The 15,889-nt window shown below is 40.4% G+C and carries 14 protein-coding genes; 3 read left to right on the top strand and 11 right to left on the bottom strand.

From position 1 onward, the window contains the following. Positions 1-3: 3 nt before the first annotated feature. From HCN_RS05940 to HCN_RS05915, 6 genes are all read right to left on the bottom strand, one after another. Positions 4-783: an SIMPL domain-containing protein gene (locus HCN_RS05940; RefSeq protein ID WP_014666862.1), complete on the bottom strand. Its 780-nt coding sequence runs from the start codon at positions 781-783 to the stop codon at positions 4-6. Between the two features lie 69 nt (positions 784-852). After that, positions 853-2,715, bottom strand: a complete 1,863-nt coding sequence (locus HCN_RS05935) for a hypothetical protein (RefSeq protein ID WP_014666861.1) — start codon at positions 2,713-2,715, stop codon at positions 853-855. After that, positions 2,712-3,251, bottom strand: coding sequence for a HyaD/HybD family hydrogenase maturation endopeptidase (locus tag HCN_RS05930; RefSeq protein WP_002956440.1), 540 nt, complete (start codon positions 3,249-3,251; stop codon positions 2,712-2,714). The genes HCN_RS05935 and HCN_RS05930 overlap by 4 nt, the downstream gene beginning before the upstream one ends. Before the next feature lie 6 nt (positions 3,252-3,257). Then, positions 3,258-4,016, bottom strand: a complete 759-nt coding sequence (gene cybH, locus HCN_RS05925; protein WP_014666860.1) for a Ni/Fe-hydrogenase, b-type cytochrome subunit — start codon at positions 4,014-4,016, stop codon at positions 3,258-3,260. Between the two features lie 18 nt (positions 4,017-4,034). After that, complete coding sequence (locus HCN_RS05920) at positions 4,035-5,765, bottom strand: nickel-dependent hydrogenase large subunit (RefSeq protein WP_002956442.1); 1,731 nt, start codon at positions 5,763-5,765, stop codon at positions 4,035-4,037. A gap of 10 nt (positions 5,766-5,775) precedes the next feature. Beyond that, complete coding sequence (locus HCN_RS05915) at positions 5,776-6,936, bottom strand: hydrogenase small subunit (protein ID WP_014666859.1); 1,161 nt, start codon at positions 6,934-6,936, stop codon at positions 5,776-5,778. Between the two features lie 338 nt (positions 6,937-7,274). Between HCN_RS05915 and trxA the strand changes: the two genes are divergently transcribed. Both trxA and HCN_RS05905 read left to right on the top strand, forming a co-directional pair. Continuing rightward, entirely contained in the window at positions 7,275-7,592 is a 318-nt protein-coding gene (trxA, locus tag HCN_RS05910; RefSeq protein WP_002956444.1) for a thioredoxin, read from the top strand. Positions 7,593-7,661: 69 nt separating this feature from the next. After that, positions 7,662-9,266 (top strand): phosphoethanolamine transferase, encoded by a 1,605-nt coding sequence (locus HCN_RS05905; RefSeq protein ID WP_014667575.1) that lies wholly within the window; start codon positions 7,662-7,664, stop codon positions 9,264-9,266. 101 nt (positions 9,267-9,367) lie between these two features. Here HCN_RS05905 and HCN_RS05900 read toward each other — a convergent pair whose 3' ends face one another. From HCN_RS05900 to mnmG, 3 genes are all read right to left on the bottom strand, one after another. Then, complete coding sequence (locus HCN_RS05900; protein WP_014666858.1) at positions 9,368-10,540, bottom strand: glutathionylspermidine synthase family protein; 1,173 nt, start codon at positions 10,538-10,540, stop codon at positions 9,368-9,370. Positions 10,541-10,619: 79 nt separating this feature from the next. Then, positions 10,620-11,237, bottom strand: coding sequence for a UPF0323 family lipoprotein (locus HCN_RS05895; protein ID WP_002956447.1), 618 nt, complete (start codon positions 11,235-11,237; stop codon positions 10,620-10,622). 26 nt (positions 11,238-11,263) lie between these two features. After that, entirely contained in the window at positions 11,264-13,168 is a 1,905-nt protein-coding gene (gene mnmG, locus HCN_RS05890; protein ID WP_173363061.1) for a tRNA uridine-5-carboxymethylaminomethyl(34) synthesis enzyme MnmG, read from the bottom strand. Between the two features lie 97 nt (positions 13,169-13,265). Here mnmG and HCN_RS05885 point away from each other — a divergent pair, with 97 nt between their 5' ends. After that, positions 13,266-13,961, top strand: coding sequence for a Crp/Fnr family transcriptional regulator (locus tag HCN_RS05885; protein ID WP_002956449.1), 696 nt, complete (start codon positions 13,266-13,268; stop codon positions 13,959-13,961). Here the strand turns inward: HCN_RS05885 and neuC are convergent. Beyond that, complete coding sequence (gene neuC / locus HCN_RS05880) at positions 13,943-15,193, bottom strand: UDP-N-acetylglucosamine 2-epimerase (RefSeq protein ID WP_002956450.1); 1,251 nt, start codon at positions 15,191-15,193, stop codon at positions 13,943-13,945. The two genes, HCN_RS05885 and neuC, sit on opposite strands and share 19 nt — an antisense overlap. Then, positions 15,141-15,878: a PIG-L deacetylase family protein gene (locus HCN_RS05875; protein ID WP_014666857.1), complete on the bottom strand. Its 738-nt coding sequence runs from the start codon at positions 15,876-15,878 to the stop codon at positions 15,141-15,143. Before HCN_RS05875 ends, neuC begins: the two co-directional genes overlap by 53 nt. Positions 15,879-15,889 lie beyond the last annotated feature (11 nt).

Raw genomic sequence — 15,889 nt, 5'->3', positions numbered from 1 at the left:
CCTTTACTTACAAATATATTTAACTTGAATCTTAGCACTCACTTCCTGTTCCTTTGGTGCGGGAAGCTCCCAACTGATGTCTGCTGATGCACTCATATTGCTAAGTTTTGCAAACTCACGCGGTGCGATAGCGTTATTCACGCCATCAGCTCCTGCTAAGACGCATTTTTTATCTAGAATCTCACTTAGCTCTTTTTGACTTTCTTTAGCAAGATTCAACGCTCCAGCAAAAGCCTTGTCTTGCGCGTTTTGCCACGCTTCAGGCGTGGCGATTATAGTAACATTTGGTGCAAGAAAGCTTAGGAATTTGTTTTTGTTGATTTTTTTATCAACCGAGACGATAAAATTATCATAATCTTTTTTTTGCTCACTTGGGACATCGCATTCTAAGCTAAAGCTTAGCGTATAGCCAACAGTGTCTCGTGCCGCTCCATCTTTATATTGGATATTTGGACGCAAGTCATAGTTACCCCCTTCACACAAGCCCCTTTCTTTATTGAGATTCAAAATATCATTAAGGGTGTTGGCGATTTCTTTTTTAGCACTAGATTCTATCTCGCCACCTTTACGCAAACTATCGCTTTCGGTAATGCGGATACTCGCCTTATATACATCAGGAATAATGGGTTGAGAAAAGGAGATGTTTTTGTAAATACATAGAGCGTGGCTAGGGCATTCATTTGTGGCTAGAGTTGTGCTATCATCACTGCACGCGGTAAAAAAAAGTAACCCAAGGCTTAATGACGCTATGGCAAAAGGTTGAAGTTTTATGGATTTTCTCATAGGATTCTCCTTGTTGTGAAAAGTTGTAGGTGTGAAATGCTGTGGATTATAGCTTTTTTGAGTAACTTGCTAGTAATCAAGTAAGCCATCTTTTGGCAAAATAAGATGAATATCTTTTGGCAAATAGCCTAAGATTCTATCAAGGAAAATGTTATTACTTAGCATATCCCCAAGTAGCAATACTTTTTTAATCTGTAGGTTTGTTTTTGTATCCCGCACAAGCGTGGCGATAAATTCGCTTAGAGAATCTAGTATTCCATAGCTTAAAATCTCATCTTCCATATCTGCACATTTAAAGCTAATGCTTGAGCGGATAATGCGATGATAATCAAGGCTAAGTGCGTTATCTTCCCGCAAAAGCGTATAATCAATGCGAGGTCCCCGCTCACGCACGAAACGATACGCACGATAGAAAAGGGCATTTTTATCACTCGCTCCATTTGTGCTAAAGCCTAGAGTAAAAGCCGCACTATCAAAGATGTCAATAAGATTGCTAGTTGGCTGCTCTAAATCCGGCAGGGCGTTTATAGATTCTATAAGATGTGGAAAGCGTGAAGTGAAGTTTTTGATGAGATTATCTCCGCTTTTGTAAGAAGTGGCGATGTTTTGTAAAATAAGCTTTGGGTTGCTTTCAAAATGAATGTCAAGCAGGACTTTTGGCGTATCTTCATACACAAGGAAGGCACTTTTATGCCTTGTGCTAAGGTAGATGACTAAATGCCTTTGGGTTAAATCTGTGATATGCTCCTGTACAAGAGAAGTGAGCGTATGTGATGTGGCAATGCGATTATCAATAAAGATCCCGCTCTGTGAGATGGTAAGAATCTGCTCCTTTGGGGCTGGAGAGTGGCAAAAGTCAAAGGGTGGCTTAGAATCTTGACTAGGCGTAGATAGAAAAAAATAACCTATATCATCTTGCAAGAGTAAAGCCCCGATAATAGCTAAAGGCATATCATAAGGCAACCCAACTTTAACTAGCCCCGTGGCATTAAGCGGAAAATGCTTTTCAAAAACTTCCTTTGGCACAAGGTGGGTTAGGGGTTTTTCAAAACTTGCAAGAACATCAATTTGTGCCTTATGTATGCGGAAGTAGGTTTTAAGCGAGGCAATATCACAAGTAAGGGTTGTGTGGGTGTTTGGCGTTGGAGTAAGAGAGAGTGAGACAATGCCGCGTTGGGTGTGGAGAGGGACTTGCTGATTGTCCTTTAGGGCGTGGAGAATCTGTAAAAAATATACCCTATCCTGTGAAGCAAGGGGTTTGTGGGTAATAGAAAGCGGAGGATTAAGAAAAGCAAAGGCATCACTTTTGGGGTTTAGAATCTGGCTTGTTTGCAGGGGCGTGTAGTAGTAGGTTTTGGGTGTGTTAAAAAGAGCAATGATTTGACTAGAGCTAAAAAGCGTAGGGCAGGGGAGTAGCTCAAGCAAAGCAAGGGAGAGAATCTGCGTTAGATTTTCATGGGTGTGGCTAGATTCATTAGATTCTTTAGCGTGGTTAGATTCTTGCAAGGAGAGCTTTTTAAAAAAGGCTTGATTTGGGCTAATGGGTGTAATCTCTTTAAAGGTAAAATAAAGTGAAAGCGGCAGAGTGAGTGAGATGTCATTAGCAAAGTCTAAGATTTTTTGAGAATCTACAATATTTTGTGAGTTGCGATAAAGTGTGAAAGTGTGGGGTAATATGTTGGTTTGGGCTGTGTGCGTAGGTGCTGATTGTATAGAATCTTGGCTAGTTTGTGGGGTTTGATGATTCTGTGTGGCTTGGCTTTGTAGATAAGATTCTATAATGGCTGATAAGTCTGGGATAATGCAATGCGTATGTGAATCTTGTGTGTAGAAAAACGCTTCTAGGTTTAGGTTGTTAGCTTGTGAAGCAAGGAGATAGAGAAAAAAATCCGCATCTTCACTTGTATTTAAGAATCTAAAATCATAAATCATTCATAGCCTCTAAATGAGCCATTGGCAACCTCTTGTAAATCCCTATCATCTTTTTTGTGGGCGGTTATGCCATTTTCTGCTAAAAAGTCTAGGGCGAGTTGCTCCATTGTTTTTGCGCCATTTTTGACTGCTGATGAAAGAGTGAAAGCTGTGTCTTCGCCGATAACTTCTGGGATAATACCGATGATTTTAACCGGGGGTAAATCGCCATAAATAGCTGTCATTCTTAGTGTTTGGAGCATTTCTACTTCGTGAGCACTCCCCGCCCAAGTGATGATGTGCGGGACATTATCAAAATCAAAATAATACACTTCGCCTATTTGAGCGTCCTTCACACTCACGCAATCAAGGATAAGGACTTTATCATAAGAAGTGATAAGGGGGATAAGCATAGAAGCAAGTGTGCCACCATCTACAAAATCCACTTCATTTTCGCCGCTGAAGCGGTAATTGAGCTTTAAGAGATTGGATAAATGCACCCCAATGCCCTCATCACCAAAAAGAATATTGCCAATGCCAAGGACAAGAATCTTCATTCTGTTCTAGACTTTCACATCATCAGTATAACGCATACCGCTCACAATCGCATCTACACCGCCATTTGGGTATTTGACAGAATTCCACACAGCAAGATAAATATGCACAGGGATAAAAATCACAAATGCCCAAGTAAGCATATGGTGCAAATCACGCACATTTGATAGCCCACCAAAAAGCACCTCCACCCATTTGAAGCAAGATTCTAAAATCGCTCCTAAGCCATCATTATAGACATTGTAATACAGCACAACACCTGTGAGTGAAATCAGTAAAACAAGTATGCCAAGGCAAAGATAAGTGGTAAATTGCAATGGATTGTATGCACCATCAATGTGTGGGTGAGAGCCTATAAACAAATACGCCCTAATGGTATCTAGCCATACTTTTGGTTGTTTAACTTGAGCAAACGATACTCTTTCTGGTAAAGATTTTTTATCAAAAATAAAAAGATAGACTCTAAAAAATGAAATACCAATCAACACAAAGCCCATAATCAAATGCACACTCCGGATATAGGCTTGAAGGTAGGAATTACTCACCGCACCCACTTGCTGCTCTGTAACAATCTGCCCTTGTATGACACCTTGCAAGGTGGCTTGTGTCATTTCTGGGTTTGAGCTGATAAAAGGATAGGCGATGTAGAATCCCGTGGCAATAAGTGTAAAAATACACAATGCTCTAATCCAATGGAAGATTCGTGTAAGCCCTGAAAACTCCTCGTGCATATGGAGTTCTTTTTTAAACATTTCAACCTTCTTCATATTTTCTCCTTTTATCCTCTAGTGGAGTCTGGCAAATGATGGCTCTACTTTGTAAAGGCTAAGCTCATTACCTTGCGTATCCATTAAATGCACCGCACAAGCGATACAAGGATCAAATGAATGGATATGGCGGATAATTTCAAGTGGCTGGGTAATGTCTTTAACCTGTGTGCCAATAAGACTCATCTCATAAGGTCCTTTTTGTCCCTTAGCATCGCGTGGTCCGGCATTCCAAGTGGATGGCACAACGGCTTGATAGTTTTCAATCACGCCATTTTTGATTCTTACCCAATGGCTTAGCATTCCGCGTGGCACATTACCGATAAATCGTCCCTTATATTCCTTATTTTTATCTATGCTATAAGGTGCACAAGTGCTTTTATCGCCCTTTGCGATATTATCTTTAAGTGCGTTAAATGCCTTAATGCCGTGATCTGCGACAACTTTGCATTCAATAGCTCTAGCAGCAGTTCTGCCAAGTGTGCTAAATAACGCCTCTTTTGGCAATCCTGTGGCTTGTAAAAATTCATTCACAACATCTACAATCGCCTTGTTGCCACTTGCGTATCCCACCACAACACTCGCTAAAGGTCCTACTTCCATAGGCTCTCCATCATAGCGTGGTGATTTAATCCACGAGTATTTACCACTCTCATCAAGGATTTTAGAATCCACAAGCTTACCATCAGCTCCAATAGTTTGAGCATCTCTAAAGCCTGTATAATGTGGATTTGTCTTACCATCATAGGGGTGGAGCGGCTCATTATCTTCATACCACGAGTGCGTAGCCTCTTCTGTGATCTTGCTTTCATCAATAGGATAAACTTTGCTTAAATCGCCATTTTTGACAATCCCACTGCTGAAAAGCCACTCTTCAGCTCCCACCTGCATTTCTTGGAAGCTAATGAAGTTTTTAACCCCACAGCCTTTTAGTACAGAATCTTCATTTTTATAAGCTTCTGCTGCCATAATAATATCCGCCCAATACGCACGATTAACAAAATCTACCACCTCTAAATGTTTAGTGAGCCACTCGCCCAAACGGCTGGGATCTAAAATGTCCATAACAGAAGTTACACCACCAACGGTTAGACTTTGCGGGTGGGGATTTTTCGCACCAAAAATCGCCATCATTTGAGCGATGACGCGTTGGACTTCAAGGAGTTTAAGATAATGTGAAAGCACAATGAGATTTTGTTCAGGCGAAAATCTATAAGTCTTATGTCCCCAATATGCGTTTGCAAATGGTCCTAACGCACCTTGTTTGACAAAGGCACTCACTTTTTCTTGCACGACTTTTAAGTCCGCTTCTCCCGCACATAACGGATTTTTAGTGTATTTAAATGCAAGTTTAGCCGCCTTGGCACAATCAGCCTGCAAAGCTGAGGTAATATCGCACCAATCAAGCCCGTGCAGTGTGTAAAAATGCACCGCGTGGTCGTGCAAAAAGAGTGAGATATTCATTAGTGTGCGTGTGAGAATGGCATTGAGCGGAGGTTTAATCCCCAACGCATCTTCAACCGCTACAATCCCAGCTTTGTAATGCGAGTAGGTACAAACACCACAGATTCTCTGCACCAAGAATCCTGCATCGCGTGGGTCGCGGTTTTTTACGATTGTTTCTAGCCCACGCCAAAGTGTTGAGCTAGAAAACGCATCTTGAATCACATTGTTTTCATCAACAATCACCTCAATACGCAAATGTCCTTCAATTCTTGTGATAGGATCTACAATAATACGCTTTGTCATTTTCTACTCCTTATTTTGCATTCTGTGTTGAGCTAATAATCGCGTGAGCGGCGATTCCAATGGCGGTTGCTCCAAGCACGACAGCTCCTATTGTATCTGCTGTTTTATCCGCTCCTAGTCCATTAAAGCTTGTGGCATAAAGCTTATTACCAATAGGCTCTTCAAATGGATTCATTGTATCCCAGAAATGTGGCTCACTGCAGCCAATACAGCCGTGTCCCGCTTGAATAGGCCAACTTGTGTGTTGGTTAAATCTTAGTTTTGAGCAGTTGTTAAATGTATAAGGTCCTTTGCAGCCTACTTTGTAAAGGCAGTAGCCTTTTTGTGCGTTTTCATCGCCAAAATGCTCTACAAACTGCCCAGCGTCAAATCTCCCGCGTCTTTCACATAAATCGTGGATTCTAAGTCCATAAGCCCAAGTTGGGCGATTGTAAGCATCAAGTGTAGGAAGTGAGCCAAAAAGGATATAGTGCAAGACATTGCCGACAATGTTTTTTTCACTCGGCGGACAGCCCGGCACATTTATCACATTGCGACTTGTGATTTCACTAAGTGGCACGGCATTTGTGGGGTTTGGGTGAGCGGCTTGAATCCCACCAAAACTAGAGCAAGTGCCAATGGCAAAAATGGCTTTTGCATTTTTTGCCGCTATTCTTGCTTCCTCTGCTCCTGTGCGTGCGTGTCCGCCGATAGTGAGATAAAACTCACTGCTTCCTTTTGGAATCCCACCTTCTACCATAAGGATATACTCTCCAGCATATTTTTCAATGGCGTGATGAAGATTTTGTTCTGCTTGCCAACCAGCTGCTGCCATAACGGTTTCGTGGTATTCAAGGCTAATGTAATCAAAGATAAGCGAATCTATACTTGGCGCATCGCTTCGCAATAAACTTTCACTACAACCGGTGCATTCTGCCATATGTAGCCATACAACAGGTAGGCGATTAGCCACTTCAGCCGCTTTAGCAGTGAGTGGGGCAAAGCTCGCAGGCAGGGCAAGTGTAGCTGTCATCATGCCTGACCATTTCATAAAATCACGGCGAGAAAAGCCTCTAGATTCTAACTCCTGCATTAAGTCTTTATCTGCATTATGTGCGGGGAGCTTGGCTAACTCATCTAGTCGTTTGGAAGCTTGTTTGAATAGCCCTCCATTTGCATCTTGTATTTTCATTGTGGATACTCCTTTTGTTGATTGTTGTTTGAAAACTGAGAGATGTTTGGAATATTATCTTATTTTTGGGATTTTCTTAAGATAAAATTGTGGCTTGTGAGAAAAAGTAAAACATTTTTAAATAAAAGTTACAAAAAGTGATAGTGTGAAAAAGTAGGCTTTGTAAAATGGCAAAGTAAGAACTAAGGGTAGGTTGCTGTCTTAAAAATCACAAACAAAGATTGTGAAAATATTACAAAAGATATTTTTTGTTGAAAAAAGCAATGTATAATGGGCGGATTTTAAACTTGCAATGCATGGTTAAAATAATTTTAAACAACCTTAAGAAGGAGTTTGTTATGGCTAAGTATATAGAGCTAAGTAATGATAATTTTGATGCGGAGATCGCAAATAGCGTAGCGTTGGTTGATTTTTGGGCGCCTTGGTGCAATCCTTGCAAAATGCTATCCCCTGTGATTGATAAACTTGCAGAAGATTATAGTGGCAAGGCAAAGATTTGCAAGGTGAATGTGGATAATGAGGGTGAGCTTTCAAGGCGATTTGGAATCCGCAATATCCCCACAATGCTGTTTATGAAAAATGGCGAGATTGTTGATCAAATCACAGGTGTTCAGCCAGAAGATGTTATCCGCCAAAAAATAGATTCACTTCTCTAAGAATCTTAACTTCGTAAATCAAGAATCTAAGCTCTGCATTTGCAGGGCTTAGGACTTTAAAATACATAAATGCTTAAATTTTTCAAAACAATCTTTTCTTATTCCATTAGCTATCATTGGCTTATTCTTATTGTGAGTGCTTATATTGTCGTGTGTCTTAATCATTCTTTTCATAAGACATTTGATGATGTTGCTTTACAAGTTGGATTTAGCTATCTTGTATGGGTAAAATATATCGTGCATATAGCTATCTTGGCTTTGGCATTTGAGATTCTAAGCTTAAGATTGAGTGTTAAATATGTCGTAATTTTTGTATTGCTTTTGTGTAGTGTGTGTGGATTCTATATGGAATCTTTAGGTGTGGTGCTTGATGAGGACATTATCCAAAGTGTGTTTGAGACACATACTAACGAAGCTTTGGATATGGTAAGTTTTGGGTTTATCGTGTATGTTTTGCTTTTTGGTGTTGTGCCAAGTGTGCTTGTATTGTTGATAAAAATAAAGCGTTTTAGCCTGAAAAAAGCATTGCGAGAGAAACTTTTCTTTGTAGCGGTTTTAGCCATTATGATTAGCGGAAGCTACGCAGCTACGGGAAAAGACATTACCTTTGTGTTTAAAACGCAAAAAACGCTTAGGGATATGCCAAATCCCATTGCCCCTATCCGCTCCTTTGTGCGGTATATCCAGCATTCAAAAGAGAAAAATTTTACCCCTATGCTCGTGGCTAAAGATGCGGTGTTGAGTGTGGATTCTCCAAAGCAAATTGTGTTGTTTATGATTGGTGAGAGTGCAAGGAGTGCAAATTTTTCACTCAATGGCTATAAAAAAGAGACAAATCCCTATACAAAAGCATTCAATGTCATAAGTTTTAGGGAATTTTATTCTTGCGGTGTGATTACAGCTATTGCTGTGCCTTGTATGCTGACACATTATACGAGAGAGACTTATACGCACAGAAACCTTTCATTGTATGTCAATAATATCCTTGATATTGCCCAAAGTGTAGGATATGATGTGTGGTATTTGGGAAATAATGGTGGTAAATGTGTGGGAGGCTGTGATAGGAATATCCGCAACACGCTTTTTTACTCCACAGATAGTCTTGATGGTGTAATGCTAAAAGACATTGCTAAGATTGTAGAAAAAGCAAAGCAAAATAATCGCAACACATTTATTGTCATTCACGGCTATGGTAGCCACGGGGCTTCATATACGAGCCGTTACCCAAAGGAGTTTGAGCGTTTTACTCCTGTGTGTGAGCAAAAGGAGTTATCAAAATGCACGACTGAAGAGATAAGCAATGCTTATGATAATTCATTGCTTTACACAGATTGGGTTTTAGCTCAAATGATAGGTATGCTTCAAAAGGATTCTACAAGCAAAGATTCTAGCCCTATGCGTTCTATGCTGTGGTATGTGAGCGATCACGGAGAGAGTTTGGGGGAGCTTGGGCTGTATATGCACGGCGGACTTGGCTATACTCTAGCTCCAAAATATCAAAAGCATATCCCCTCAATTATGTGGTTTAGTCAATCGTGGGGGGAGATTCCACATTTGGTGCGTCAAAGGGTGGAGCAGGATTTTAGTCAAGATTATGTGTTTCACACACTTTTGCATATCTTAAATGTGCAGACACAAGACTACGATAAGAATCTTGATATTTTGCAGCCTTAAGATTTTGTAAAGATTCTAGAATCTTGTCTTTTGCAAAGCCCATTTTGGGTGGGCTATGGGGTTTGGGCGTAATTATAGATTCTGGTTTTCTAGTATAGATTCTATTTTATACAGTGGCTTACAAATTTTGAAAAATTATCTATAATATTCCCGCCCTTGCGGAATCCAAGCCCACAAGATTCATAGGCAAAAAACACATTAGGTTGATAGTAGGCATCTTTATGTGAGTTTAGCTCATAGTAGGCTTGATACACGCTTTTGTGATGAGTATATATGCCTTCTTTAGATTCTAAAATCCTGCCTTGTGAATCTATAATCTCAATATTTGCCCCCTCTCTGCCAAATGCCCTTTTATGCACTTGCTTTGTTTTTGGCAGTGGCTCAAAACTCGCAGGGAGTAATAGTGGATGATTTGGAAAAAGATCCCATAAAATCTTTAGCATTCTTTTACTTTGAAAAAGCAGTGTGTAGGCAGGGTTTAGAAAAATAGCATTGTGATTTGTCATCATTTCACTCATAAGCAAGGCGAGTTCAGGCTCATCAATGGCAATATTCTCCCACGGAATGAGTTTAAATAAAAATTCATAATTTACCCCTTCAAAGCTAACCCCTTCAGTGGCAGAAAAATTTATCTTATCAATAGGGGCAAAGTCGCATATAAAGCCAGATTCCCTAGCGATATACTCTAAAAATCGTGTCGTGCTAATATCTTCACTAGAATCTGTAATGCAGGAAAAGAGAATCTTCCAGCCCTCATAGAGTGAGTTAAAGCTAGAAGTGTTTTTATCAAGCGTAATAAGTCGCTTAAAATTTTCACTCAAAGCGTTGTGAATATTATTAAACTGCTTGTTTTCATCTAGCTTATTGTGTTTGAGTAACGCCCATTGTAAAAGGGCGGTTTCATAAAGCATTGTTGGTGTATCGGCATTAAATTCTAATAGCTTAATAGGTCTGCCTTCAAGCCCCCCAGCGAGATCAAAGCGTCCGTATAAATGCCAATGTATGTCCTCCTCCCAGCTTTGCTTTATGGCATCAATTAGACTTGGCGGAATGTCAAGCTCAAAGAATAAATCATTTTCTATCACATATTCTCCGGCTTCTACAAACATATCATATAGCGTATTTCCCGCCTCATAAAAGACATTTGCTTCCTGCTCTGTGATATGGATAAGCTCATCGCTGATATAAGAGGTATTATCCAAATCCGTATGCCATTGTAGTCCCATAGATTCAAATTGTTGTATGCTAGGCAGTGAAAGGGTAGTGATTGTCATTTGATTCCTTTTGTTGTGTTTGTGTGGGTTTTTACATATTTTATAGATTTTGCACACCTTAAGATTCTATGTGTCGTGATTATCCGCCGTAATTTTGTGTGCTTCTATTTGTATTTGCCCCTGCATTATTGCCGCTAAAAAATCCACTTTTTCCAGCATTGCTTTTTGTGCCGCTTGTGCTTGTAGCATTTTTATTATTAAAGCTATTTTGACTTCTTTCATAGGCTTGTGGGGATTTGTAGTTGCGTTGTTGGTTAGCTTGATAGTTTGGATTATTAAAAAGCTTATTGCCAATATAGCTGCCTAGAATCGCCCCAGCCGCACTCGCTAGTATCGCCCCGCCAAGCCCCAGCCCCCCGCCATTTGGGTTTGTTAGCTCACTTGTCCCAGCATTAATCTTGCCTTCTTCTTGTTTGATAAGCTCATCAATTTCAGCTTGACTTAGCATTCGCTCTCCGCCATTTTTATCTTTAAGCATAACGCGTGTTTGCTCGCTTGGATACTCTTCAAGCACCTTGTAGCTCCCATCAAACTGCTCTTCAATAATCACAAACGCCCCGTTTTTCTGCGTATTTTGCAAAGTGGAGTTAAGGTTGTTATTGTTATTGCCTGAATCACACGCATTTAGCCCAAAAATAGCCATTACCCCAAGTCCGCCAACCATCGCATAGTTTTTAATCGTGTTAATATGTTTCATTTGCCACTCCTTTTGACTTACAAAGATTATACCAAAGCTGATTTTTTATGATGTAAATGGATATACAAATGCAGGACATCAATGCTTGCAGGAGTGATACCGCTAATCTCACTTGCTTCAAAAAGGCTCTTTGGTGTGAATTTTTTGAGCTTTTCTATCACTTCAAGGCTAAGTCCGGGAATCTTATCAAATACAAAATCCCGTGGAATCTCCACTTGTAGCATTTGCTCCATCTGCCCAATTTGCTCTTTTTGCTTTTGGATATAGTCAAAATATTTAGATTCTATGAATATTTGTTCAATCGCCTTTTCGCTCATAGATTCTACATTTTCTACCCCACATTTTGCTAGAAGAGTCCTAAGTCTATGAGGTTCTAGCTCTTCGCGACCGATAATATGTATAAGTAAAGTTTTATCACTAATGGGCGAGAGATTAAGCGATTTTAGCATATCAAGTGAGATTTGCGATGGGGTAAGGTAATTATTCTGTAAATAGTTCATCGTGTTTGTGATATGCTCTTTATCTTGCATAGTTTTTTCATAATATTCTTTTGTAACTAAGCCCAAAGCAAACGCATAAGGCACAAGCCGCAAATACGCATTATCCTCACGCAAAAGCAGCCGATACTCCGCACGAGAGGTAAAAACACGATAGGGCTCTTTTGTGCCTTTTGTTACCAAATCATCAATCATCACGCCTATATAGGCTTCATTTCGTGCTAGGCTAAAAGATTCCCCCTTTAATGAAAGGGCAGCGTTGATTCCAGCCATAATGCCTTGAGCGGCGGCTTCTTCATAGCCTGTTGTGCCATTAATCTGCCCGGCTAAGAAAAGATTCGCACATTTTTTAGTCTCTAGTGTGTGGTAAAGCTCGGTTGGCTCTACATAATCATACTCTATGGCGTAGCCATATCGCGTAATATGGGCGTTTTCTAGCCCTTCAATGCTATGAATCATCTCCTCTTGCACATCAATAGGCAGTGAAGTTGTAAGTCCATTAATGTAATATTCCACCGCTTCTTGTGTTTGAGGCTCTAAGAAAAGCTGATGTCGCTCTTTATCGGCAAAGCGGTTGATTTTATCTTCAATACTTGGGCAGTATCGCGGTCCCACACCCTCAATCTGCCCTGTAAAAAGCGGTGCGCGATGGAAGTTGCTACGGATAATATTATGCGTTTTTTCATTTGTGTAGGTTACAAAGCAGGGCAGTTGTGTGGGAGCAAAATCTTTTGTTTTATGGCTAAAATGCGGAGGGTTGCTATCACCACTATGCGTTTCAAGGCGTGAGAAATCAATACTCCGCCAATCAATCCTAGCACAAGTCCCTGTTTTAAGCCGCCCTAGAGACAAGTCTAGCTCCTGCAAGGAAGTGCTAAGATTCTGCGGACTCATCTCGCCAAAGCGTCCATTTTGAATCTTGCTCTCCCCAATATGCACTAGCCCACGCAGAAAAGTCCCTGTGGTAAGAATCACCGCTTTTGCATAATAAGTCTTGCCGATATTTGTTTTCACACCTTTAGCGATAAATCGCCCTTGTGAATCTTGCTCGTAGATAAGGGATTCTACGCTTTCTTGTGAGAGCGTGAGATTTGGGGTGTTTAGGGCTATGTCTTTAGCGATAATGCTATATCTATCCATATCAATTTGTGCTCTTGTGCCACGCACAGCAGGACCTTTGGAGGAGTTTAAGATTCTAAATTGAATCCCGCATTTATCGGTAATCTCCCCCATAACTCCCCCTAATGCGTCTATCTCTTTTACTAAATGCCCTTTGCCAAGCCCACCTACTGCGGGATTACAACTTGCTAGGGCGATATTTTGAATTAAAAGTGTAAGCAGATGTGTTTTTGCACCCATTTTCGCACTTGCTATACTTGCTTCTAGCCCAGCGTGTCCGCCACCCACGACTAAAACATCATATTCCATTAGAATCCTTAAAGATTTTTGAGCGTATTTTACTCTAGAATGGTTATTTTTTGCTATTCTCACGCGGATAAATAACAAATAAGAAAAAAATAAGGAAAAGAAGATGAAAAAGCAATCATTACGGCACATAGGGGATTTTGAGCATATAAGTGAGAAGAGTTTGAAATCTTTAGAATCTATCACAAAGATAAAGCAGATAGATAAAAATGAGATTTTGTATTATGAAGGGGATTTACTCAAATGGGCTTGTATGCTTATAAGTGGGCATTTGGAGCTATACAAAATGGATAAAAATGATAATGAATTATTTTTGTGCTATGTGGAGAGTAGGGCTAAGGGGATAAGACTGGTAAATGCTTTTGGTTCTTTTAAGCCTTATGAGGCGGCTGCGAGTGTGCGGAGCATAGAGCCAAGTGTAGTGGCGTTTATTGAATTAGAATCTTTGGAGCTACTGATTCAGCAGGATATTGAGATAAGCAATGCTTTTTTATCGGCTTTTATGGATAAGGTGATTGTATTTAAGAATTTTATTAACTTCAAAGAAGTGTATGATAGCACTTCGCGTGTGGGGTATCTGCTCTATACCGAGCTAGAGCGGTTCAATAAGGTCCAAAGGCAGGTCATCGCACACGAACTCAATATCAAGCTTGAAACGCTAAGTAGAATCTTGCAGAAAATGCAGCAGCAAGGCTTACTTAGCAAAGATGAATATGGAGATTTGCAAATCAATGATAAGCACACCTTTGCTTCACTCTTTGGTAATGTAAAAATGGCTAAGATTCAAGGCTCTATATCATAAAAGGCTTTTTTAAGATTGATTGTGTCGTTATAAAGTGTGTTATGCAAGATTTGTATCATTTGCTGTGAAGTTGTGCCATTGCCAAAGGGGTGAGTGATGGCTTTATCCATAAAATCTTTGTTTGTAATGGTTTGTATAGAATCTAAAATCGCTTGGATATACGCTTTTTCATCATTTGGATTTGGCGTAATGGCAAGGACAGATTCTGGCATTAATCGTCCCTTCTGCCTATCGCCTATATTGATTGTAGGCGTTCGCAAAATGGGGGCTTCGCCTAAACCACTTGAGCTATTGCCTATGACAAAGTTTGCTAGCTTTAGGCTTGAGAGATACAGCATTCTGCCTAAACTCGCACAAAGCACAATGTTTTGCGGATATTTTTTCGCATAAGATTCTAGCACTTCATTGATGAGAGTTCCGCCACTATCGGCATTTGCCTTTGTGGCTAGAATCTTATATGGGCTTTGTAAAAGGGCGTTTAGAATAAGTGTAATTTCTTGCGTTGGATTTGTAGATTCTAAAGTCGTGGAATGAAAAGTCAGCACACAAAAAGAATGGAGAAAATCCGCAGGGGTTTGAAGTGTAGATTCTAGCTCTGCTTGAGTAAGCAATGGTGTGTTATGGATATTTTCAACGGCTAATGATCCGACATTAAACACACGCGATGGGTTTTCGCCTAGCTGAATAACGCGTCTCCTATATATCTCTGTGCTAGCAAAATGTAAATAGCTCATTTTAGTGATACAATGTCGCATATACTCATCATTCGCCCCTTGTGTAGTCTCACCACCGCTAATATGAGCTATGGGGATATTGAGATTAGCACAGGCGATACTTGTTCCAAAGGCTTCATATCTATCGCCTAAAATAATCACCATATCATAAGGGGAGGTGGAAAAATGCTGACTAAATGCTGCAATCGTGGTGGATAGTGATTTAGCTATGTCAAGTTGGGTGGAGCTAGAATCTTGTAAAATGGGGATTTTAGTGTCAATCTTAAAGCCATCGGATTGTATTTCCTTATAGGTATTGCCCAGCGTTTTGCTAAGATGAGCACCCGTAACGATAAGGGATAGCTTAAAAAATGGAGTATTTTTTAGGGCTTTAGCAAGAGGGTAGAGTAAGCCCCATTCTGCACGAGTGCCGGTTACTAGAGCTATGGACTTAAGGGATTTAAAATTAGAGCTTTTCTTTAAGGAGCATAAAGGATTCTGCGTAAAGGGGGATTTCATCTATCGCCCCCCCCCCGGCTAAAATTAAGTCGTTTTTATCCGTAGAAATTGCGTCCGCTCCGCGGGTGCAGCCACGATAGAGTGCTAGGGCTTTTAGGTTTGGGATTGAACGGGGGAAGGGCAGGATTCCCACTTCACTTTCATAAATTGCCATAATCTCGCATTTTTTAGCAAAAAACTCGCTAATATCTACAAACACATTTGGGATAAAGCTCTGTGAGGCAAAGCTCGGGGCAAACTCACTCTCACTCAAAGTCTCCATCATTAGCACTCGTTCAATGCTTGGGTAGCGGAAAGACTTCGTGCAGGCAAAGGCGGATTCAAAAATCACGCGATGATCACTATGCACATCATAGGCAAAGGGCAGGTAAATGACATTAGGCTCTATTTGCTTAAAAATGCTAGAAAATGCGTTGATAATCTTGCTTTTTGGATATTCATCAACTTTCATTGTTTTAAGCCCTAGTCTATGCACACTTGAAAATCCATAGGCTTGGCATACAGCAGCGATTTCTTGCTCTCTTTTTTGGATTACTTTTTGACTAAAGCCCTCTTCTTCAAAAATATCTGTGCAAAAAATGCAGTGGATTCTATCGCCATTAGCTTTGTGCTTAAGAAGCGTCCCACCAGCCCCTAGCGTCTCATCATCAGGGTGTGTGGCGATGACTAGAATGTCTTTATTCATTTGTATCCTTT

It is taken from the genome of Helicobacter cinaedi PAGU611, assembly GCF_000284635.1.
In the GTDB taxonomy this organism is placed as follows: domain Bacteria; phylum Campylobacterota; class Campylobacteria; order Campylobacterales; family Helicobacteraceae; genus Helicobacter_C; species Helicobacter_C cinaedi.
The sequence above is the reverse complement of the archived record's forward strand: the minus strand, read 5'-3'. Positions and strand labels throughout refer to the sequence as shown.

Excerpts from the sequence above, each read along its gene's own strand:
- HCN_RS05940 (WP_014666862.1), bottom strand. The coding sequence starts at position 783 with ATGAGAAAATCCATAAAACTTCAACCTTTTGCCATAGCGTCATTAAGC.
- HCN_RS05935 (WP_014666861.1), bottom strand. The coding sequence starts at position 2,715 with ATGATTTATGATTTTAGATTCTTAAATACAAGTGAAGATGCGGATTTT.
- HCN_RS05930 (WP_002956440.1), bottom strand. The coding sequence starts at position 3,251 with ATGAAGATTCTTGTCCTTGGCATTGGCAATATTCTTTTTGGTGATGAG.
- cybH (WP_014666860.1), bottom strand. The coding sequence starts at position 4,016 with ATGAAGAAGGTTGAAATGTTTAAAAAAGAACTCCATATGCACGAGGAG.
- HCN_RS05920 (WP_002956442.1), bottom strand. The coding sequence starts at position 5,765 with ATGACAAAGCGTATTATTGTAGATCCTATCACAAGAATTGAAGGACAT.
- HCN_RS05915 (WP_014666859.1), bottom strand. The coding sequence starts at position 6,936 with ATGAAAATACAAGATGCAAATGGAGGGCTATTCAAACAAGCTTCCAAA.
- trxA (WP_002956444.1), top strand. The coding sequence starts at position 7,275 with ATGGCTAAGTATATAGAGCTAAGTAATGATAATTTTGATGCGGAGATC.
- HCN_RS05905 (WP_014667575.1), top strand. The coding sequence starts at position 7,662 with ATGCTTAAATTTTTCAAAACAATCTTTTCTTATTCCATTAGCTATCAT.
- HCN_RS05900 (WP_014666858.1), bottom strand. The coding sequence starts at position 10,540 with ATGACAATCACTACCCTTTCACTGCCTAGCATACAACAATTTGAATCT.
- HCN_RS05895 (WP_002956447.1), bottom strand. The coding sequence starts at position 11,237 with ATGAAACATATTAACACGATTAAAAACTATGCGATGGTTGGCGGACTT.
- HCN_RS05885 (WP_002956449.1), top strand. The coding sequence starts at position 13,266 with ATGAAAAAGCAATCATTACGGCACATAGGGGATTTTGAGCATATAAGT.
- neuC (WP_002956450.1), bottom strand. The coding sequence starts at position 15,193 with ATGAAATCCCCCTTTACGCAGAATCCTTTATGCTCCTTAAAGAAAAGC.
- HCN_RS05875 (WP_014666857.1), bottom strand. The coding sequence starts at position 15,878 with ATGAATAAAGACATTCTAGTCATCGCCACACACCCTGATGATGAGACG.